The sequence below is a fragment of the Streptomyces brasiliensis genome, from assembly GCF_014647875.1.
GTDB classification, from domain to species: Bacteria; Actinomycetota; Actinomycetes; order Streptomycetales; family Streptomycetaceae; genus Streptomyces; species Streptomyces brasiliensis.
This window is the reverse complement of the sequence record NZ_BMQA01000001.1, coordinates 378,889-398,462: the sequence shown is the minus strand read 5'-3', so window position 1 is coordinate 398,462 and position 19,574 is coordinate 378,889. Positions and strand designations below refer to the sequence as shown.

Sequence of the window (19,574 nt, the reverse complement as noted above, 5' to 3'; positions counted from 1 at the left end):
CATGACGGAAGAGACGCTGGACCGGCTCGGCGGGGGCAAGTACCTGCTGGTCACCAGCTACCGCAAGGACGGCACCCCGGTCGCCACCCCGGTGTGGGTGGTGCGGGACGGGGGCTCGCTCGGCGTCTGGACGGCCGCCGACTCGTGGAAGGTCAAGCGGATCCGGCGCCGCGGCGAGGTCCTCGTCGCGCCCTGCGACGTCCGGGGCCGCCCGACCGGCGACGCGGTTCCGGCCACGGCCGAGATCTGCGACCCTGCCACCGCCGCCCGTTACCGCGGCCTCATCGCCCGCAAGTACGGCGTCATGGGCCGCCTCACCCTCCTCGGCAGCCGTCTGCGGCGTGGATCGGACGGCACGGTGGGGATCCGGGTGACCCTGACGCCCTGAGCGAAGCGGTCCTCCGGGTCCGCCCTCATCTCCAGGCGCGGTACGGCTCGTCGAGGAGCTGGAAGACCGGCTCGCCGCGCACCGGATCCTTCGCCGTGGACAGCCGCACGCGGTCTCCGCTGTGTATGCCGACGAGCGGACCCATCACCCGCCCCCGAACGACGAAGCCCTCCGCCATCTCCACCATCGAGACGTTGCGCGCGGCGGGGGTGTTGCGGTGGGCGATGGCCGAGTGGCGGACCGTACCCGTGCCCTCGCTGCGTTCGGTACGCAGGTCGCTGCCCTGGCACACCGGACACAGCAGCCGGTGGTACATGGCGGTGCCGCACCAGGTGCAGCGCTGGTACAGGAGAGCGTCCCTGAGCTCCGCGGACCCGGGGTCGAGGACGCCCGTCGCGGTGCCGGCCGCCTGATGCGCGGCGCTTCCTGAGTGGTACACGCTGGTCAACTCCCTGCGCTCGGCCGGAATCCCGTGTGCCCGGGCGAGCCGGGCACACCTGTGCCCGGTTCACCCGTGCCACCGTGCACAGCGACAGAGTATGGCACTCAGTGCCAAGCGTAAAGGCACTCCGTACCGCAAATCTGCGGCGAGGACGGGACCGCTCAGCCGCGCCCGAGCGCCGACTCGAGTTCCTGCACCACCCGCCACAGGGGTGCGTCGCGCCGGGACACGAGGACGACGACCTCGTCGGGCCGCGCGGACGGCCCGGGTCGCCCGTCCGGCCGCTTCTTCTGTTCCTCCGGGGCCGTCGGCGCCACCCCGTGGCCGTAGGTGGCCTGGACATACCCCAGGGCGTGGTCCACCGCGGCGCCGGCGTCGTCCTCGCAGTCCGAACGCAGCCAGGAGCGCAGGGCGTTGTTGTGCGCGGCGACCACCGCGGCCGCGATCACGTCGGCCCGCAGGGTTCCGTCGGGGCGGCCCGTGAAGCGCTCGCGCAGATACTCGGCGAGGGCGTGCTCGTACCGCCACACCACCGACAACTCGTAGGCGCGTAGCCCGGGGACCCTCTTGGTGAGCCGGTAGCGCTGGACGGAGAAGGCGGGGTTCTCGGCGTACATGCGCAGCACCAGACGCGCCGCGTCGCAGACCCGCCGCACCGGTTCGTGTTCGGCGCCGCCGGCCAGGAAGGCGGTCATGTCGGCCAGGCAGCGCTCGTGGTCGGGGAAGACCACGTCCTCCTTCGAGGGAAAGTAGCGGAAGAACGAACGCCGCCCGACGCCGGCGAGGGTCACGATGTCGTCGACCGTGGTCTGCTCGTACCCGCGTTCCAGGAACAACCGGAAGGCCGCCGCGACCAGGGCGTCCCGCATCGGGGGCTTCGCGACGGGTGCCGCGCTGCTGGAGCTCATGAACGCGAACGTAGCATTCGGCCAAGACGTATGGCACTCAGTGCAACGCGCCCAGGGACTGAGTTCCCCCGGGCGCGGTGATCCGTGACGGCCGTAGCCGGACCGGGTCAGGCCAGGGTCACCTCGACGGGCAGCCGCTTGATCCCGTTCACGAAGTTGGAGCGGACGCGCGGGACGTCGCCGGTGAGCCGGATGTCCGCGAGCCGCGGGATCAGCTCCTCGAACATGATGCGGATCTCGGTGCGGGCGAGCAGGTTGCCCAGGCACAGGTGCGGGCTGCCCTTGCCGAAGGTCACGTGGTCGTTGTCCTGCCGGGCCACGTCGAAGTCGTACGGATTACCGAAGACCTCCTCGTCGTGGTTGCCGGAGGCGTACCACATGACGACCTTGTCGCCCTCCTTGATCCGCTTGCCGCCGAGTTCGACGTCCCGCGTCGCGGTGCGCCGGAAGTGGTAGACGGGGGAGGCCCAGCGCAGGAACTCCTCCACGGCCGTGGGGATCAGGGACGGGTCCTCCTGGAGGCGGGCGAGCTGCTCGGGGTGCTGCAGGAGGGCCAGCATGGAGTGGCTGATGGTGTGCCGGGTGGTCTCGTTGCCGGCCACCACCAGCAGCAGGAAGTAGTTGTCGAAGTCCTGCCCGGACAGCGGGACTCCGTCGCGCGGAGTGGTGTTGACGAGCCTCGAGACCAGGTCCGTGCCGTCGCCGCCGCGCCGCTGCCGGGCCAGTTCGCGTCCGTAGGCGAAGACCTCGAGCGAGGCGGGGGAGCGGAACGGCAGGTCGCGGTACTGCTCGCTCTCCGCGCTGTGCAGCAGGACGTCGGCGTAGTCGGGGTCGGTGTTGCCGATGATGCGGTTGCCCCAGTCGATGAGCTGCTGGTTGTCCTCCGGTGGCACGTCCAGCAGCCGGGCCAGGACGTTGATGGGGAAGTCGGCGGAGACCTCCTTGACGAAGTCGAAGCTGCCCTTGGCGAGCGCCGCGTCCAGGGTGGTCGCGGTCAGGCCGCGCAGGAAGTCGGCGTAGCTGTTGATCACGCTCGCGCCGAACTGCCGCTGGATCAGGCTGCGCAGCGCGCGGTGCCGTACGCCGTCGAGTTCCAGGATGGACGCCCGCTTCTTGATCTGGTCGTCGTCGACCTCCTCGAGGTTGACGAACCGCGACGAGGTGAACGTCTCGGCGTCCCGGTCGACCCGGGCGATGTCGGCGTGCCGGGTCAGCGCCCAGAAACCGGAGTTGGGCGCCTCCTCCGGCTGCCAGTGCACCGGGTCCTCGTGGCGCAGGGTGTGGAACATCCGCCAGGGCGTCACCCCGTCGGTGAAGTTGTCGAGGTCGGCGAGGTCGACGTCCGCCAGGGGCAGCGGCTCGGCGGCGGCGGGGGTGAGGGTCTCGGTCATCGGTGGCTCCTCGGGGTCACAGGTGGTAGGCGTACTCGGTGAACTCCCAGTCGGTGACGTGCCGTTGGAAGCGTTCGACCTCGTTGCGCTTGTAGGTGAGGAAGGACGTGGTGAAGCCCTTGCCGAGGAGGCCGGCCAGGGCGGTGTCCGCCTCCAGCGCGTCCAGGGCCTCGGGCAGGGTCGCCGGCAGCCGGGCCGACTTCGTGGTGTCGTAGCCGTAGCCCTCCAGCGGGGCCGGCGGCTCCTCGCCGGCCAGCACACCCAGCAGGGCGGCGGCGGCCGTGGCGGCGATCGCGAGGTACGGGTTGGCGCTCGCGTCGCCCAGCCGCAGTTCGAGCCGGGCGCCCGATCCGCGCTCGGGCGGGATGCGGACCATGGCGCTGCGGTTGTCCAGGCCCCAGTCGATGAGCCAGGGGGCGAGGGTGTCCGGGCCGAAGCGCTTGTACGAGTTGACGGTCGGGTTGAGCAGCGCGGCGAGGGCCGGGGCGTGGGCGAGGACGCCGGCGACCGTGTGGCGCGCGGTGCCGGAGAGCCCGTACGCACCCGCCGGGTCGTCGAAGGCGTTGCGGCCCTCGGCGTCGTCGCAGGACAGATGGAGGTGGAAGCCCGAGCCGCCGGCGTCGTTGAACGGCTTCGCCATGAAGGTGGCGAGCCTGCCCTCCCGGCGGGCCAGCTCCTTGACCGCCGCCTTGAAGCGGAAGGAGCAGTCGGCGGCCGAGAGCGCCTCGGAGTGCGTCAGGTTGATCTCGAACTGCCCGCCGTCGAACTCGTGGTTCCCGCTGAGCACGCCTATGTCCAGACCGCGTACGGGGCGCAAGGTGCGCAGCAGGTGGTTGTCGGGGTCGGCGCGCAGTCCGGCGGTGTAGACGACGCCGGGGTCCCGCGCGTACCGCTGCCAGCCGCCGGCGGGATCCGGGGAGCACAGGTAGTACTCCAGCTCCGGCCCGACGACCGGCCGCAGTCCGTGTGCGTGGCAGCTGTCGAGCACCGTGCGCAGCAGGTCGCGGGGCGACTCGGGCGCGGGCGATCCGGTGGCCGGGTCGACCACTTCCGCGAGACAGCCGGCCACCCCCGGTTCCCAGGGCAGCGCGACGAGCGTGTCCAGGTCCGGCCGTACGACGACGTCGGGCAGCCCCGCGTCCAGGCCGCCGTCGACCGGGACCACATCACCCTGCGGGGTGGTGTGATAGACGGCCCGGCAGAAGGCGAGGCCGTGCTCCACGGCCCTGGGCAGCTCCTCGACCAGCACGTCACGTGCCCGGTCGGTGCCGATCAGATCGGGATAGGTCACCCGGACCACGTCGATGCCGTCGGCGGCGAGCCGGTCCATGTGGCGGCGGCGCCGTCATCAGCACGTTCCGCTGGTACGGGCAGCTCGCCGACAAGCTCACCGACGAGTCCCCCCACACCGCTCCCGACGCCCTCGCCCTCGTCACCCGCGAGCCCACCGGAGTCGTCGGAGCCGTCGTCCCCTGGAACTTTCCCCTCACCCTTGCGAGTTGGAAGGTCGCCCCGGCACTCGCCGCGGGCTGCACCGTCGTCCTGAAGCCGTCGGAGCTGTCCCCGCTGTCCGCCCTGCTGCTCGGCCGCATCGGGACCGAGGCCGGGCTGCCGCCGGGCGTGCTCAACGTCGTCGCCGGCGACGGCCCCACCGCCGGCCGCGCGCTCGGCCTGCACCCGGACGTCGACGTCCTCGCCTTCACCGGATCCACCGCCGTCGGCCGGCACTTCCTGCGCTACGCGGCCGACTCCAACCTCAAGCGGGTCTGGCTCGAACTCGGCGGCAAATCACCCAACCTCGTCCTGCCCGACGCCCCGGACCTCGACCGCGCCGCGGCCACCGCCGCCTGGGGGATCTTCTTCAACCAGGGGGAGATGTGCACCGCGCCCTCCCGGCTCCTCGTGCACTCCTCGATCGCCGAGCGCGTCACCGAGGCCGTCGTGCGCCGCGCCGAGGAACTGCGCGTCGGCGATCCGCTCGACCCGGCCACCGAGATGGGCGCGCTCGTCGGCGAGAACCATCTGAGCCGCGTCCTGGACCACGTCACCACCGCCCGCGACGAGGGCGCCCGGCTGCGCACCGGCGGCGCCCGCACCCTGACCGGGACCGGGGGCAGCTATCTGAGCCCCACCGTCCTCGACCGGGTGGCGCCCGGCATGCGGCTGGCCCGCGAGGAGGTCTTCGGCCCGGTGCTCTCCGTCCTCGCCTTCGACGACCTCGACGAGGCGGTCCGGCTCGCCAACGCCACCGAGTACGGCCTCGCCGCCGGACTGTGGACCTCCGACCTGTCCACAGCCCACCGCGTCTCCCGCGCGCTGAAGGCGGGCACGGTCTGGGTCAACTGCTACGAGGAGGGCGATCTGACCGTCCCCTTCGGCGGCATGAAGCAGTCCGGGAACGGCCGCGACAAGTCCGCCCACGCCCTCGAGAAGTACACCGAACTCAAGACGACCTGGATCCAGTTGTGACCCGCCCCCTGATCGCGATCCCCGCCCGGTTCTCCGCCACCGCCTCCGCCCTGCGGTACGCCGCCGAGGTCACCGCCCGCACGGTGACCGAGGCCGTGTGGCGGGCCGGCGGCGAACCCGTGAGCCTCCACCCCGCCGACACCGGGACGGCCGCCCGGCTCGACCGCTTCGACGGCGTCCTGCTCCCCGGCGGCGGCGACCTCGCCCCGCACCGCTACGGCGCCACGAGCACCCACTCCAGCGTCTACGACGTCGACGACCTGCAGGACACCTTCGACCTCGAGCTCGCCCGCCACGCCCTGGAGTCGGGCCTGCCCCTGCTGGCCGTGTGCCGTGGTCTCCAGACCGTCAACGTGGCCCTCGGAGGCAGCCTGGAGCAGGACATGGGCGGCCCCGAGCGGGAACACCGTCACCTGGTGCACCCGGTGCGGATCCGGCCGGGCACCCTGCTGGAGGAGGCCACCGGCGCCGAGAAGGCGGACGCCTCCTGCTACCACCACCAGCGCGTCGACCGCCTCGGCACCGGCCTGACCGTCACGGCCACCGCCGCCGACGGCACCGTGGAGGGAGTCGAACTCCCGGGAGCGCCCGGCTGGTTCACCGCCGTGCAGTGGCACCCCGAGGACACCGCCCACGAGGACCCCGCCCAACAGGGCCTGTTCGACGCCCTGGTGGCCGCCGCACGGACCCGCGCCGGCCGCCGTACCTGACCCGGGCCGCCGGGGTCAGCCCTTGGGCCGCCGCCCGCTGCGGCGCGGCGCGGGCGCGGCACCGTCCAGCAGACCCCGGCGGCGCTCCTCGCCGTGCTCCTCCACCTGGAGGACGACCCGCCGCAGCCTCTCCGCGAGGCTGCGGCACTCGGCGTCGCTGAGCCGTGCGGTCACGAACGCCTCCTCCTCGTTGAACTCAGGGAACACCCGCCGCATCAGCTCCTCGCCCTTGTCGGTGAGGCTCAGCAGGACCAGCCGGCCGTCGTCCGGATGCCCGGTCCGGCTCAGCAGCCCGCGCGACTCCAGCGTGCGCGCCACACCGGTGAGCGTGCCCTTGGAGATCCCGGCCTCCTCCGCCACGTGCCGGGTCTCCGACTCGCCCCACACCCACACCACCCACAGCACGACGAACGCCGTCCAGGTCAGGTCCGAGCCGCGCAGCACGGAGTTCTCCAGGTGCTGCCGGACCGCCGAGGCCGCCCGGTAGATGTTGGCCACGGCCGCCATCTGGTCCCGGCGGATCGGCACGCCGCCGAGCTTCGCCGAGACGAGCCGTTCGGCTTCGGTGATGGATCGCTGGCCGGGCACGGGCGCTCCTGGGGGTCGGTGAGCGGGACTCCTCGCCCGGGCTCGGGCCGAGGAGATCGTTCGGCCTCAAATTGTACGGAGGCCAGGGCCGGGGGCGGGAGTGACCGCTGCCGGACGTAACCTTTCCGCACCCCAGTCGCCAGAGGAGATCCGCATGCCCGCCGCCCGCCCCCGCGTCCTCTACGTCACCGACCTGGCGTACCCGGCTCGCGGGCGCCGGTACGGCGACGAGGACGTCTTCCTGACCTCCCGGCTGCGCGAGCACTTCGACCTCGCCCTGTGCCATCCGCTGGACGCGGCCGCGCTCATGGACGGCTTCGACGCCGTGGTCGTCCGCAACAGCGGACCCGTTCTCGGCTACCAGCAGGAGTACGAGGCCTTCCGCGCGCGTGCGATCGAGCGCGGGACCCGGGTGTACAACCCGCTCACCGGCAAGGCGGACATGGCCGGCAAGCAGTATCTGATCGATCTGAGCGCCGCCGGGTTCCCGGTCATACCCACCGTCGACCGGACAGAGGACCTGCACCTGCTCCCCGCGGCCGAACGCTACGTGGTCAAGCCCAAGCTGGGCGCGGACTCCCTCGGCCTGCGGATCCTGCCCGCGGACCGGCTCACCGGCCTGGCCGACGGCACCGTCCTCGTCCAGCCGCACATCGACTTCGCCTACGAGGTGTCCTTCTACTTCGTGGACGACGACTTCCAGTACGCCCTCAACACCCCCGACCCCGACCGGCGCTGGGAACTTCAGCCGTACGCGGCCACCGCCGCCGACCTGGAGTTCGCCCGCGCCTTCGTCGACTGGAACGGCCTCGGCCACGGCATCCAGCGCGTCGACGCCTGCCGCGCCCCCGACGGCCGGCTCCTGCTGGTCGAGTTGGAGGACCTCAACCCGTATCTCTCCCTGGACGCGCTGACCGACGGGGCACGGGACGCCTTCGTCGCAGCCCTGACCGGGTCCCTCGGCCGCTTCCTCGCAGCGGACCGGGACGGAGTGCGGGCGGGCTGAACCGACGGCCCCGTGCGGCCGTACCCCTTCCCGGGGAACGCGGAAGGGAGAGCAGCGTGTCGACACCGCCGGACCCGGAGCAGCCGCAGAGCGGTCCCGTCCTCGAACCCGTACGCGTCCTGCGCCCCCGCCGCTTCGACGCCCTCGCGGAACTGATGCGCGAGGTGCGGCAGGACGAGGAGGGCTACGAGACCTTCACGACCGCAGGGGATCCGGGTGACACCCCCGACGCCGAGGAACGGACGCGGGAGTTGCCGCGCGTGCCCGCCACCGGTGACGCGAGGTCCGACCCGCGCCGGGCCGCCGCTCCGGTGGCCGTGATCGCGGCCGCACTCGTCGGTTTCGGCTGCGCCCTGCTGCTGCCCGGCGGAGGCGACGCGGCCACCCCGGCCCGGCCGACGCCGTCCGCCACGGCCACCGCGGACCCCGACGGCCCCGGCACCCTCCGCGAGGGCGACACCGGCCCCGGGGTCGACGAACTTCAGCAGCGACTCCTGCGCATCCCGGACGTCTACCGGGACGGTCAGGTCGACGGGCGCTACGACACCGTCCTCACCGAGGCCGTCGCACGCTTCCAGCTCTGGTACGGCATCAGGGGCGACGAGGCCGGCGTCTACGGCAACGACACGCGCCGGGAGCTGGAGTCCCCCACGAGCCTCGGCACCGGCTGACCGGCGGGCGGATTCGAACGCCGGGCGCCTCCCGCGTCCCCGGACCGGTGCTGTCCGCCGTCTTCCTGCCGGCCCTCGTCCTCAGCGCGTGCTCGTACTGGTTCCACCGCCACGGCGACCGACCGGGCCGGCCCGGTTCAGCGGCCGGTGCCGTGTCCGGCCAGGGCCTCGGTGACGACGCGGACGCTGCGGGCGATGTGCTGGAGCTGCGTCAGCTCGGCCGCGTACAGCTTGATCGTGTGCTCGATGACCGACTCGGGCAGCCCCAGCACCGGCAGTTCGGCCCGCGCCGTGTGCAGGGCCGTCCGTGCCACCCGGACCTCGTGCTGGACCTGGATCTGCGCGTGCCGGGCGAGCAGCACCGGGTGGCGGATCAGCGCGGGGTAGCTGGCGTAGCGGGCCGGCACCAGTTCGCGCAGCCACCGGGTCGCCGAACGTTCCCAGTCGTAGCTGCCGGGCGTCTTGACCTGGCGGGGCCAGTCCGGGCTGAGGCGCGTGGTCGTCACTTGCATACTCATCGCTTCCGGTCGTGCGGCGTCGTGCGGGGTGGTCCGACGGGTGGAGGCGGCCCCGGCCTAGGGGATGACCGGGGCCGCGACGGGCGAATCGCGCAGGCGATGCCCGATCGAACACCCCCGGCGCCGACGCGGGTAGGAGACGGCGGCTGCGGGTGTCCGTTCAGGTGCCCCGGGCGTCGGGCGGCGCGGCGAGTGGGGCGTCGTGCGCATGGGCGGGCCGTCGGCCTTTCGGGGGCGGGTGCGAGGGGTGAGTCGGTGGATGCGGAACGTGCCCGGAGCAGGCCGGGTGTATCCGTGAGCAGTATTTATATATGCCGTCCGCTTGGCAAGATGTATGAAAAAATTCATGCGCGGTCTGTCATGAATGGACCCATGATCCCGGTCCGCACGAGGTGCGTCGGCCCTTCCCGGAGAACGTCAGTCCTTCAGGAAGAAGTGGTGCTGCTCGGCGACCTGCTCGTACTCCTCGAGCCGCGCCTGGGTGCGCTCGGGGTCGGCGTCGGTCATGGCCTGGAGCAGTGCCGCCGACATCAGACCGGGAGCGGCGTACGAGTCGAAGACCAGCCGGGAGCCGGTGCCGGTGGCGAACGTCTCGTCGGCCTCGTCGGCGAGCGGGCCGAGCGCCAGGTCGGTCACCAGCGCGACCCGCAGCCCCGCGCCGCGCGCGACCCGGATCGCGGTGAGCGTCTCCTGTGCGTGCCGCGGCATCCCGAACGCCAGCACCCAGGTGCCGCCGGCCTCGCGGGACTGCAGCAACGCGTCGTAGGCCACGGTGCCGCCCCGGGTCACCAGCCGGACGTCGGGGTGGATACGGCGGGCGGCGTAGGCGAAGTACTCGGCCAGCGACACGGAGATGCGCAGTCCGAGCACCGTCAGCGGGGCCGACAGGGACAACTCGCGGCCGATCCGGATGACCCGGTCGGGGTCGGCGAAGTCCCGGCGCAGGTTCTCGAGGTTCTGGATCTCGGCGTCGACGGCCGCCTGGAGTTCGTTCGCGCGGTTCACCTCGGCCGCCCCAGGGCCCCCGGCCAGAGTGCTGAGCGCGATCGCCTGGAGCCTCTCGCGCAGCGCGGGATAACCGCTGAAGCCGACGGCGGCGGCGAAACGGGTCACCGACGGCTGGCTCACGCCCACCCGCTCGGCGAGATCGGTGATCGACAGGAACGCCGCCTCGGTGATGTGCTCGATGAGGTACTGGGCGATCCGGCGCTGCCCGGGGGACAGACCGCGTCCGTCGAAGAGTTCTCTGAGCTGGGAGGTCGGCGCGGCCTCGGCTTCCGGCACGGTCTTGCCCGAGGTGATCGCGGATGCCTGAGCGCGTGCCTGCTGGGGCGATGGAACCGGTGCGCGTCCTTTGTCTCCCACGAAGACTCAACATAGCTCACGGACCGTGGTGACCAGGGGGTGTGTCAGCACCCCGGACCGCCTCCCTGACCGCGGTGACCAGCAGGTTCAGCGGCGGTAGAGGGTGATCGAACGGCCGACCTCGTCGATCGGACGGCTGCTGTCGATCAGTTCGGCCAGTCTGCCGCGCGCCTTGGCCACAGACGTGTCCGACACGACGAGCAGCCCGTGCACCTCGCTCACGGGCACCGTGCGTGGATCGCGCGCGTCGATGCCGTAGTACGACGGCACACCGCTGCCCTTGTAGACGAGCCAGATCCGCTCGCCCCGGTACCGGGACTTCAGCCGGTCGGCGAGGCGCCCCAGGTCCTGGCCCCAGTCCACGTTGGAGTCGTGCAGCCGCAGATGCGTCTTCGCCGGTCCGCCGAACGCCTCGTTGGAGTAGGGGAGATAGAAGGGGAACGTCCGCACCGAGCTGACGGCGACGAACAGCACCAGCGCCGCCGTCGCCACGGATGCCCACCGCCACCGCAGGGCCACGACACCGGCCGCTGCGACCGTCAGGAACATCGGCACGAACACGGCGTACCGCGTGCCGAAGTCCCGCGCGCCCTCCATCGCCACCGCCAGCAGCACGGCGGGCGGGAGCAGCACGTACGGCGCCGCCGGCCGCAGCCGCCGTACCGCCACGGCCGCGACCGCCCCCACCGCCCACAGCGCGAGCATGCCCAGCGGCGTCTTCACCAGCAGGGCCGCCGGGAGGTAGTACCAGCGCGAGCCGGTGTAGAGACGTCCGAACAGATAGCCCTGCCACGGGTGGTCCTCCAGTCCGAACTGGACGCGCATGCCGTCCCGGTACGCGTGCGGGAACGGCAGCAGCTCCACCAGACGCCCGCGCAGCCCCTGGACGACGGGCACGGCCTCGGCGGGCGTGAAGCGCAGCCGGGGATCGACCACGAGATACGACGCCCAGACGACGGCGACGGCGGCCACCGCCACCACGGCCGTCCCCGCGAGGCACAGAGCCAGGGTCCTGCGGCGATCACCCCGTCCCCGGGGACCGAGCGCGTGCCACGCGGACACCACGGCGAGCAGCATCAGCACCGGGAGCGCGGGCAGCGCGCTCATTTTGGTCGCCACCGCCGCTCCGACCGCCATACCGGCGAGCGGCAGGCACCGCCGGGGCCGGCGCCGCGCGCGCCACACCAGCCACACCGACGTGAGCACGAAACCGGCCGCCGGCACGTCCAGCGTGGCCAGCGAACCGTGCGCGACGACGTCGGGGGAGAAGGCGTACAGTGCGAGCGCCACCGCCCCGCCCACCGTACCGGCGATCTCGCGCGCGAACGCGAACACCACCAGCCCGAACAGCAGCGTCAGCACGATCACCGGCAGCCGGGCCCAGAGCATCAGCCGCCACGGGTCGTTGCCCGACTCGTACAGCAGATGCCGCCCCACCTCGCCCTGGTCACCGGCGTACGACGCGTCGTAGCGCGGGTCGGCCAGCGCCACCCCGGCCGCGACGACGAGCTTGCCGAGGGGTGGGTGCTCGGGGTTGTAGCGCAGCCGGTGCTCGTGCAGATAGTCGGTGGCCGTGGCCACGTAGACCGGTTCGTCGATGGTCGGGGTCTGCTCCACCGCCGTGGTCACCATGGCCACAGCCATCTGGGTCAGCAGCAGCGCCACGAGGACCGGTGCCGGCCACCGCCGCCGTCGCAGGACGGCGTACACGCGCGGACCGCCGGCCCCACGTGCCGCGGCCGTGTCGTCGTCGTGGACCTCGGGTTCGAGGACCGAGTGCAGTTCGCGCGCCATCATCCGCCCCGCGGCGCCGTCACCGCTTCACGAGTCGCACCGGCAGACCCTCCGCCGTACCCACGGATACGCAACGCGGCCCGTTCGAGTTCACCTCGGCACGGTCGAACCGGCCACGCACCTCGGTCACCCTGACCATGGACCGCGACCACCGGATTGAAGGGGCTGACCTCCCGTGTATCTTCCCTACCAGCGAGGCCCGTTGCACGACCTCCCGGACACGCCGGAGGCGTACGACGCCGTCCTCGCCGACGTCACGGAGCAGGCCCTGGCCCGGCTGACGCCCGAGGGCTGCCTCGAACACCCCGACGCCCGCCTCGACGTCGGCGACACCTCTCTCGGCGTGACCTCCCTGCTGGCGCTCGCCTGGCAGCGCGGCAAGGACCCGCGCCTGCCGGAGGCCGTGCGCCGCAGCCTCGCCTTCCATCTGCGCGAGCGTGTGTACACCGAGGACAACCCCGGCTACCCCAACCTCCGGATCCGCGACTCCGGCCTGCCGTACGCCCGTTACGTCCTGGAGGCGGGCGTGCACCCGGTCGGCGACTGGCCCAGCACGGTGTGGGCGCTGCTCCAGGCGGTCGATCTCCTCGACATGGCCGACGGGCTCCTCGACGGCGAACAGCGCGCCGAACTCGGCGTGCTGGCGCACGGCTACTGGCGCTGGCTGACCGAGGCCACCTTCTTCAATCCGCAGGACGCGGGCAACCAGGCCATCGGCTGTGTCGTCGGCGGCCTGATGCTGGCCCCTCATCTGCCCCCGGAGGAAGGCGACTCGGTGCGCGCACGGGCCCTCGCTCTGTACGCCGACGAGATCCGCGCCCGCCGGGCCCGGGACCGGGGCGCGCTGCTGCCGCCGGAGCACGGCGGGGCGTACGACAACAACTACGGCCCGATCTCCCTCTCCTTCCTCGCGCAGGCCCACCGCGTCAGCGGCGAGGAGGTCTTCGCCGAGGACGGCGACGCGCTGGCCCGCTACATCGACGCCCGGCTGACCGGCGGCGGCTTCGACCTCGGCGGCCCGCGCTACAGCGAGCAGCACTCCGGATTCGAGTCGGTCCTCGGGCTGCGCTGCTTCAGCGGCCGCATCGGCTCCGACCTGGGCCGCTACCGGGGCGACACCCGCTGGGCCCGGCACGCGGCCCGGGCGGACGGCGGCCTCGACGGGCACTTCGCCTGGATGCTGGTCTGGCAGATCCAGGACACCTCGCGCTGGCACCGCACCCCGTCACGGCCTCCCACCCGGCACCAACTCCGGTCCGCAACCGTGTCGGTGGCCTTCGACGACAGGATGACCCCGTCGCTCGTCGAGGCGGGCGGCACGTACCTCCTGCCGGCCGCCGTCAACCGACAGCACGGCTTCGGCCCGGTCCTCGACGGCTTCCTGTACTGCCGCCCGACGGGCCGAGTCCGGGTACGCGACCTGAACACCGCCGGCCTGTCGGCCAAGTTGGTCACGACACCGGTGGTCGGACGCGATCAAGTGCTGTGGCACGTACGGTCGTTGTACGTCACGGACGGCACGTGGCTGTGGCTGACGGTGGCCCTGGAACGGCTCGGCGGGGCGCCGTACCTGCTGGCCGGGCTGCCGTACGCCGAGGACGACGGCGACCGCGTGCGCAGGACGGCACGGGCCGAGGTGGTGTCCGCTGGCGGCCTGCGGCTGACGCATCCCGCCGTCGAAGACGCGGAACACTTCGACGCGCGTGCCGAAATCACACAGGAGCAGGCGGCGTTCGCGCTCGCCGCCGACCCGCGCGTCTTCGGCAACCCGGACGAGGGCTGGCGCCACCTCGTCAGCTCCACCGCCGTCGAGGCGGATCCGGTCCCGGAGGCCCCGGACGGGCTGCATGTGTTCGCCGTGCGGTACGGCCCCGGCGGCCCCTTCGCCCCGGCCTTCGACGAAAGTGAGGGAGGCCTGACCGTCTGTACCGAGGCGTTCACGGCCGTGATCGGAGAGGCTTCGGGTGACCGGTACGGCGAGCCCGAACTGACGCTGTCCGTCTGAGAATCACGAAGCCTTCGTCGTCTGCGTCCCCATCGGCTCGTACGGGGTGGGCAGCGCCGAGTCCGGGACGATCAGGCCGGCCCGGTCCCGGGTGGCCGCGATCAGGTCGGCGTTGCGCTGGTCGGTGCCCAGCACCCAGGCCACCGCCGACTCGTGGTCCTTGCCGAACTCCTCGTGCCGGGCCACGAGCCGGCGGATCCGCTCCGGCTCGTCGGTCTCGCAGAACCACACCTCGTCGAGCCGCGGCCGTACCCGCGCCCAGGAACCCGTCTGCAGCAGCAGGTAGTTGCCCTCGGTCACCACGAGCCGGATCTCCGGCGGCACCGGGATCGCCCCGGCGATCGGCTGTTCCAGCACCCGCTCGAAGCCGGGGGCGTACACCACCTCGTCGGTCTCCTCGCGCAGCCGGCCCAGCAGCGCCGCGTAGCCCGCCGCGTCGAAGGTGTCCGGGGCGCCCTTGCGGTCGCGGCGGCCGAGCCGGTCCAGTTCGACGTCGGCGAGATGGAAGCCGTCCATGGGGACGTGCGCGACCCACGGCGTACCGGAGCGGTTCAGCTCGCGCACCAGATGCGCGGCCAGTGTCGTCTTGCCCGCGCCGGGGCTGCCGGCGATCCCGAGGATCGCGCGCCGCCCGCCCTCGGTGAGGGAACGGGCGCGCAGGAGGAGGTCGTCGAAGGTCAGCGGCACACAGGAAAGTGTGACACCCAGCGACGACGGGTGTGATTTCGTCGAGAAATACGCCCGATGTGGCCCGCGCCACCCTCTGAAGCCCCGCCCGGTGGGGAACAGTGCGGGGTATGACAGAGCTCGGTCTGCCCGACGAAATCCTGGCCTGCCTCTTCGACCTGGACGGGGTCGTCACCAAGACGGCCGTCGTGCACGCCGCCGCGTGGAAGGACACGTTCGACGCGTTCCTGCGCGAACGGGACGGCGAGGACTATCGCCCGTTCGACGCCGCGCGCGACTACGACGAGTACGTCGACGGCCGCCCCCGCGCCGACGGCGTGCGCACCTTCCTCGCCTCCCGCGGCATCGAACTGCCCGAGGGGCAGCCCGACGACCCGCCGGACGCCGCGACCGTCCACGGCCTCGGCAACCGTAAGAACAACCTTCTCCTGGAGAAGATCCGCACCGGGGGCGTCGCACCGTACGAGGGCACGCTGCGTTACATCGAGGCCGTCCGCGCGCACGGTCTGCGGACCGCGATCGTCTCCTCCAGCGCCAACACCCGTGACGTGCTGCGCGCGATCGGAGCCGAGCACCTCTTCGACGTCAGGATCGACGGCGTGGTCGCCGCCGAACGCGGGCTGCCGGGCAAGCCGCACCCGGACACCTTCCTGGCCGCCGCCCGCGATCTCGGCGTACGGCCGGAGCAGGCCGCCGTGTTCGAGGACGCGCTGGCGGGAATGGACGCCGGGCGCTCCGGCGCTTTCGGATACGTCGTCGGCGTCGACCGCGCCGGACAGGGCGACGCCCTGTACGCGCACGGCGCCGACGTGGTCGTACGGGATCTCGCCGAACTGGGAGGCAAGGAGTGATCACCGACCGGTCGTACGCCGTGGAGCCGTGGGCCGTGCGGGAGACGGCACTCGACCTGGACGTCCTGGCCCAGAGCGAGTCCGTGTTCGCCCTGTCCAACGGGCACATCGGCTGGCGGGGCAACCTCGACGAGGGCGAACCCCACGGACTGCCCGGCAGTTACCTCAACGGCGTGCACGAACTGCACCCGCTGCCGTACGCCGAGGCGGGCTACGGCTATCCGGAGTCGGGCCAGACCGTCATCAACGTCACCAACGGCAAGATCCTGCGGCTGCTGGTCGACGACGAGCCGTTCGACCTGCGCTACGGCCGTCTCGTCTCCCATGAGCGGATCCTGGATCTGCGTCGCGGCGTCCTGGAACGGACGTGCGAATGGACCTCTCCGGCCGGCTCCACGGTCCGGGTGCGCTCGACCCGCCTCGTCTCGCTCACCCAGCGGGCCGTGGCAGCTGTGGCTTACGAGGTGGAGGCCGTCGGCCGGCGCACCCGGGTGGTGATCCAGTCGGAGCTGGTCGCCAACGAGCAGCTGCCGGAGCCGAACGGCGACCCGCGCGCGGCCGTGGCGCTCCAGTCACCGCTGGAGGCGGAGGAGCACTTCGCGTCCGGGCACCGGCTCCGGCTCGTGCACCGCACCCGGCGCAGCGGACTGCGCGTGGCCGTGGCCGCCGACCACGTGGTGGACGGGCCCGGGCGGACCACGACCCGCAGCGAGAGTTCCGCCGACGTGGCCCGGCTCACGGTCACCTCCGTCCTGGAGCCCGGACAGCGGCTGCGGGTGGAGAAGCTGGTCGCGCACGGCTGGTCCGGCACGCGCTCGCTGCCCGCGATGAGCGACCAGGTCGACGCGGCCCTCGCGGCCGCCGCGCACGACGGCTGGCAGGGCCTCCTCGACGAGCAGGGCGACTGTCTGGACGACTTCTGGACCCGCGCCGACGTCGAGGTGGACGGCGACGAGGAGATTCAGCAGGCGGTGCGCTTCGCTCTCTTCCACGTCCTGCAGGCCGGCGCCCGCGCCGAACGGCGGGCCATACCCGCCAAGGGCCTGACCGGCTCCGGCTACGACGGACACGCCTTCTGGGACACGGAGATGTTCGTGCTGCCCGTCCTGACCTACACCGCGCCCGAGGCCGTCGCCGAGGCACTGCGCTGGCGGCACAGCACCCTGCCGGCGGCCCAGGAGCGCGCGACCCAGCTCGGCCTGGGCGGCGCCGCGTTCCCCTGGCGGACCATCGAGGGCTCGGAGGGCTCGGCGTACTGGCCCGCGGGCACCGCCGCCTTCCATGTGAACGCCGACATAGCCGACGCCGTCGTGCGCTACGTCGCCGCCACCGGGGACGGGCACTTCGAGCGCGACACCGGTGTCGAACTGCTCGTGGAGACCGCCCGACTGTGGCGCTCGCTGGGCCATCACGACCAGCACGGCGCGTTCCACATCGACGGTGTCACCGGCCCGGACGAGTACAGCGCGGTCGCCGACGACAACACGTACACGAACCTGATGGCCCGCGCGAACCTGCTCGCCGCCGCCGGTGCCGTCGAACGCCACCCCGGCCAGGCAGCCCGGCTCGGTGTGGACGCGGAGGAGAGCGCCGCCTGGCGGGACGCGGCCGAGGCGATGCACCTGCCGTACAACCGCGAGCTCGGGGTGCACGAACAGCACGCCGGGTTCACCCGCTACCAGCCCTGGGACTTCGCGGGCACCCGCCCCGACCAGTACCCGCTGCTGCTGCACTTCCCCTACTTCGACCTCTACCGCAAGCAGGTCGTCAAACAGGCCGACCTCGTGCTGGCCATGTACACGTGCGGCGCGTTCTTCGACGAGGAGCACGTCGCCCGCAACTTCGCCTACTACGAGCCACTGACGGTGCGGGACTCCTCGCTGTCGGCGTGCTGCCAGGCGGTGATCGCCGCCCAGGCGGGCCATCTGCGGCTGGCCTACGCGTATGCGGCCGAGGCCGCCCTGATGGACCTTCAGGACCTGGAGCACAACACCCGCGACGGACTGCACATCGCGTCCCTCGCGGGTACCTGGATGGCGCTGGTGGCGGGCTTCGGCGGGATGCGCCGGCACGACGACGGCCTGCGGTTCGCGCCGCGGCTGCCGGAGCGCTTCAGCCGTCTCGCCTTCAGCCTGCAGCTCCTGGGCCGCCGGCTGCGCGTGGAGATCCACGCCGACAAGGCGGCGTACACGCTCCTGGACGGCCCGCCGCTCACGCTCCACCACCACGGGGAGCCGGTGACCGTGAGCACGGACGGCCCGGTCATCCGCACGGTGCCACCGCCGAAGCCGCGCCCCACCCCCGATCAGCCCCTGCACCGGGCACCGAACGGGGGCTGACGAGCGGTTGGGCCGCTACGTGTCCGAGCAGGCCCTGCACCGGGCACGTACCGGCGGTTACGCCGGCACGCCCCGGAACAGTTCTGCGCCGAGCACCGAACGGAGGCTGATCCGCGATTACGCCAGCACGCTTCCGAGAAGGCCGAACAGGTCGCCGGTGGCATCGACGGCGAGCAGGGCCGGGAGCGTGCCCAGGGCGAGGACGGCCGCGGCGGCGGACCACAGGCGCGGCGGCGGCGGCGTCTGCAGGGCCGCGATCCGGCGGGTGACTGCGCGGTCCGTGAAGTTCAGGGCACAGGCCGGCCGGGCGCGGCCCGCGGTGAGCGCGGCCCGGGCCAGGGCGCGGGCGGTGGTCCCGCGGTCGCCGACCGAGTCCGCGGCCTGCTCGTCGGCCCAGCGCTCCACCAGGAACGTCACGGCGGCGCGGACCGGACCGAGCAGCGGATTGGCCGCGGCCGCCAGAGTCGCCGCGGTCACCAGGATGCCGTGCCGGTGGGTCAGATGGGCCCGCTCGTGGGCGAACAGCACCCGGCGTTCCGGCGGTTCCAGCGCGGACAGCATCGCCGAGGTGACCAGGATCCGGCCCGGGCTGCCGGGGATCGCGAACGCCTGCGGCACCGGGGAGGCGGCGACGATCAGCTCGGTGTCCGCCGGATGCCCCGCGCACAGCCGGCGCAGCGCCCGCCGGGTGCCGCGCTCGGCGCGTACGGCCCGGTGCACGCGCCACATCACGACGGCCAGGGCCACGCCCGCCGCGATCCCGATGACCTCCGGTACCGGATCGGCCAACGGCCGTCCGTTCTCCCGCGCCTCGCGGACCACGGGCGGCGCGTCGCCGAGCAGGGCGGTGGCCAGCAGCACCAGTGACCACGTGGTGGCCGCCGCTGTGAGTACGGCGGCGGAGGTCAGCACGCGCGCGGCCAGCGCCGGTGCGACCCTCCTGCCGATCGCCGGACTGATCACCGGAAGCAGCAGCGACAGCAGCAGCGGCGTGTAGACGTCGAACCTCATAGGCCGCCCCTGCCCAGCAGATCGCGCAGCGCCCGCTCCTCCTCCGGACTGAGCCCGGAGACGAACTGCTGGAGGGCGGCGATCGGATCGGGGCCGCGGTCCAGCGCTTCGTGCATGGCCTCGGCGGTCAGCTCGGCCGCGTTCTTCGCGGGCCGGTACGCGCCGCGGCGCCCGTCCGCGTCGCGCAGCACAAGTCCCTTGTCGTACAGGCGCTTCAGGATGGTGTGCACCGTGTTGTAGGCGAGACCGCCGCCGATCTCCGCCTGGATCTCGGCCGGCGTCAGCGGACGCTCGGTCGCCCACAGCGAGGCCAGCACCTCGCTCTCCAGCTCCCCGGCGCTGCGCCGCTCCACCCTGCCGCGGGAATCCGTGCCAGCCATGAGGCAACCTTACAGCGCGTAGGGCCGTACGACGCGCGGAGGTGTCGGCAC

Annotated in this window: 19 protein-coding genes; 8 read left to right on the top strand and 11 right to left on the bottom strand. The window is 72.6% G+C overall.

The genetic code is table 11. The features are described 5' to 3' along the window. Position 1 precedes the first annotated feature (1 nt). Entirely contained in the window at positions 2-388 is a 387-nt protein-coding gene (locus IEZ19_RS01820; protein ID WP_189309156.1) for a PPOX class F420-dependent oxidoreductase, read from the top strand. A 25-nt stretch (positions 389-413) separates the two neighbouring features. Here the strand turns inward: IEZ19_RS01820 and IEZ19_RS01815 are convergent, their stop codons facing one another. The 4 genes from IEZ19_RS01815 to IEZ19_RS01800 all read right to left on the bottom strand — a co-directional run bounded on the left by IEZ19_RS01815 (position 414) and on the right by IEZ19_RS01800 (position 4,459). Beyond that, positions 414-827, bottom strand: a complete 414-nt coding sequence (locus tag IEZ19_RS01815; RefSeq protein ID WP_189309155.1) for a Zn-ribbon domain-containing OB-fold protein — start codon at positions 825-827, stop codon at positions 414-416. 164 nt (positions 828-991) lie between these two features. Then, a complete protein-coding gene (locus IEZ19_RS01810) occupies positions 992-1,738 on the bottom strand; it encodes a TetR family transcriptional regulator (protein ID WP_189309154.1) in 747 nt (248 codons plus the stop codon). A 107-nt stretch (positions 1,739-1,845) separates the two neighbouring features. After that, positions 1,846-3,129 carry a cytochrome P450 gene (locus IEZ19_RS01805; RefSeq protein ID WP_189309153.1) on the bottom strand — a complete coding sequence of 428 codons (1,284 nt, stop codon included), beginning with the start codon at positions 3,127-3,129 and terminating at the stop codon, positions 1,846-1,848. Positions 3,130-3,145: 16 nt separating this feature from the next. Further along, positions 3,146-4,459 carry a glutamine synthetase family protein gene (locus IEZ19_RS01800; protein WP_189309152.1) on the bottom strand — a complete coding sequence of 438 codons (1,314 nt, stop codon included), beginning with the start codon at positions 4,457-4,459 and terminating at the stop codon, positions 3,146-3,148. Here IEZ19_RS01800 and IEZ19_RS01795 point away from each other — a divergent pair. Together IEZ19_RS01795 and IEZ19_RS01790 are read left to right on the top strand one after the other, a co-directional pair. After that, positions 4,384-5,598 carry an aldehyde dehydrogenase family protein gene (locus tag IEZ19_RS01795; RefSeq protein ID WP_229839857.1) on the top strand — a complete coding sequence of 405 codons (1,215 nt, stop codon included), beginning with the start codon at positions 4,384-4,386 and terminating at the stop codon, positions 5,596-5,598. The genes IEZ19_RS01800 and IEZ19_RS01795 overlap by 76 nt on opposite strands. After that, positions 5,595-6,308, top strand: a complete 714-nt coding sequence (locus IEZ19_RS01790) for a gamma-glutamyl-gamma-aminobutyrate hydrolase family protein (protein WP_189309151.1) — start codon at positions 5,595-5,597, stop codon at positions 6,306-6,308. The genes IEZ19_RS01795 and IEZ19_RS01790 overlap by 4 nt, the downstream gene beginning before the upstream one ends. Positions 6,309-6,323: 15 nt before the next feature. Here the strand turns inward: IEZ19_RS01790 and IEZ19_RS01785 are convergent, their stop codons facing one another. Beyond that, the gene (locus IEZ19_RS01785) at positions 6,324-6,896 is read right to left on the bottom strand and encodes a MarR family winged helix-turn-helix transcriptional regulator (protein WP_189309150.1); all 573 of its coding nucleotides are present in this window, start codon (positions 6,894-6,896) and stop codon (positions 6,324-6,326) included. Positions 6,897-7,050: 154 nt separating this feature from the next. Between IEZ19_RS01785 and IEZ19_RS01780 the strand changes: the two genes are divergently transcribed. Beyond that, positions 7,051-7,902: an ATP-grasp domain-containing protein gene (locus IEZ19_RS01780; RefSeq protein ID WP_189309149.1), complete on the top strand. Its 852-nt coding sequence runs from the start codon at positions 7,051-7,053 to the stop codon at positions 7,900-7,902. A 56-nt stretch (positions 7,903-7,958) separates the two neighbouring features. Then, a complete protein-coding gene (locus IEZ19_RS01775; protein ID WP_189309148.1) occupies positions 7,959-8,573 on the top strand; it encodes a peptidoglycan-binding domain-containing protein in 615 nt (204 codons plus the stop codon). Positions 8,574-8,710: 137 nt separating this feature from the next. Here IEZ19_RS01775 and IEZ19_RS01770 read toward each other — a convergent pair whose 3' ends face one another. The 3 genes from IEZ19_RS01770 to IEZ19_RS01760 form a co-directional block, all read right to left on the bottom strand. Next, positions 8,711-9,091 carry a hypothetical protein gene (locus tag IEZ19_RS01770; RefSeq protein ID WP_189309147.1) on the bottom strand — a complete coding sequence of 127 codons (381 nt, stop codon included), beginning with the start codon at positions 9,089-9,091 and terminating at the stop codon, positions 8,711-8,713. A gap of 417 nt (positions 9,092-9,508) precedes the next feature. Beyond that, on the bottom strand, positions 9,509-10,456 hold the full coding sequence (locus IEZ19_RS01765; RefSeq protein WP_189309146.1) for a MurR/RpiR family transcriptional regulator: 948 nt from the start codon (positions 10,454-10,456) through the stop codon (positions 9,509-9,511). Between the two features lie 87 nt (positions 10,457-10,543). Then, complete coding sequence (locus tag IEZ19_RS01760) at positions 10,544-12,253, bottom strand: phospholipid carrier-dependent glycosyltransferase (protein WP_189309145.1); 1,710 nt, start codon at positions 12,251-12,253, stop codon at positions 10,544-10,546. 172 nt (positions 12,254-12,425) lie between these two features. On the opposite strand from IEZ19_RS01760, the gene IEZ19_RS01755 reads away from it, so the two are divergent. Further along, positions 12,426-14,255: a hypothetical protein gene (locus tag IEZ19_RS01755; protein WP_189309144.1), complete on the top strand. Its 1,830-nt coding sequence runs from the start codon at positions 12,426-12,428 to the stop codon at positions 14,253-14,255. A gap of 3 nt (positions 14,256-14,258) precedes the next feature. On the opposite strand, the gene IEZ19_RS01750 is transcribed toward IEZ19_RS01755, so the two are convergent. Further along, positions 14,259-14,942, bottom strand: a complete 684-nt coding sequence (locus tag IEZ19_RS01750) for a nucleoside/nucleotide kinase family protein (protein WP_189309143.1) — start codon at positions 14,940-14,942, stop codon at positions 14,259-14,261. 110 nt (positions 14,943-15,052) lie between these two features. Here IEZ19_RS01750 and IEZ19_RS01745 point away from each other — a divergent pair, with 110 nt between their 5' ends. After that, a complete protein-coding gene (locus IEZ19_RS01745; protein ID WP_189309142.1) occupies positions 15,053-15,793 on the top strand; it encodes an HAD family hydrolase in 741 nt (246 codons plus the stop codon). Next, entirely contained in the window at positions 15,790-18,132 is a 2,343-nt protein-coding gene (locus IEZ19_RS01740; RefSeq protein WP_189309141.1) for a glycoside hydrolase family 65 protein, read from the top strand. The genes IEZ19_RS01745 and IEZ19_RS01740 overlap by 4 nt, the downstream gene beginning before the upstream one ends. Before the next feature lie 117 nt (positions 18,133-18,249). Here the strand turns inward: IEZ19_RS01740 and IEZ19_RS01735 are convergent, their stop codons facing one another. Further along, the gene (locus IEZ19_RS01735) at positions 18,250-19,143 is read right to left on the bottom strand and encodes a M56 family metallopeptidase (protein ID WP_189309140.1); all 894 of its coding nucleotides are present in this window, start codon (positions 19,141-19,143) and stop codon (positions 18,250-18,252) included. Next, positions 19,140-19,523: a BlaI/MecI/CopY family transcriptional regulator gene (locus IEZ19_RS01730; protein ID WP_189309139.1), complete on the bottom strand. Its 384-nt coding sequence runs from the start codon at positions 19,521-19,523 to the stop codon at positions 19,140-19,142. The genes IEZ19_RS01735 and IEZ19_RS01730 overlap by 4 nt, the downstream gene beginning before the upstream one ends. Between the last annotated feature and the right edge of the window lie 51 nt (positions 19,524-19,574).

Bases quoted from the DNA above. Each gene is read 5' to 3' on its own strand.
- IEZ19_RS01820 (WP_189309156.1), top strand. From the start codon at position 2: ATGACGGAAGAGACGCTGGACCGGCTCGGCGGGGGCAAGTACCTGCTG.
- IEZ19_RS01810 (WP_189309154.1), bottom strand. From the start codon at position 1,738: ATGAGCTCCAGCAGCGCGGCACCCGTCGCGAAGCCCCCGATGCGGGAC.
- IEZ19_RS01805 (WP_189309153.1), bottom strand. From the start codon at position 3,129: ATGACCGAGACCCTCACCCCCGCCGCCGCCGAGCCGCTGCCCCTGGCG.
- IEZ19_RS01800 (WP_189309152.1), bottom strand. From the start codon at position 4,459: ATGGACCGGCTCGCCGCCGACGGCATCGACGTGGTCCGGGTGACCTAT.
- IEZ19_RS01780 (WP_189309149.1), top strand. From the start codon at position 7,051: ATGCCCGCCGCCCGCCCCCGCGTCCTCTACGTCACCGACCTGGCGTAC.
- IEZ19_RS01770 (WP_189309147.1), bottom strand. From the start codon at position 9,091: ATGAGTATGCAAGTGACGACCACGCGCCTCAGCCCGGACTGGCCCCGC.
- IEZ19_RS01760 (WP_189309145.1), bottom strand. From the start codon at position 12,253: ATGATGGCGCGCGAACTGCACTCGGTCCTCGAACCCGAGGTCCACGAC.
- IEZ19_RS01745 (WP_189309142.1), top strand. From the start codon at position 15,053: ATGACAGAGCTCGGTCTGCCCGACGAAATCCTGGCCTGCCTCTTCGAC.
- IEZ19_RS01735 (WP_189309140.1), bottom strand. From the start codon at position 19,143: ATGAGGTTCGACGTCTACACGCCGCTGCTGCTGTCGCTGCTGCTTCCG.
- IEZ19_RS01730 (WP_189309139.1), bottom strand. From the start codon at position 19,523: ATGGCTGGCACGGATTCCCGCGGCAGGGTGGAGCGGCGCAGCGCCGGG.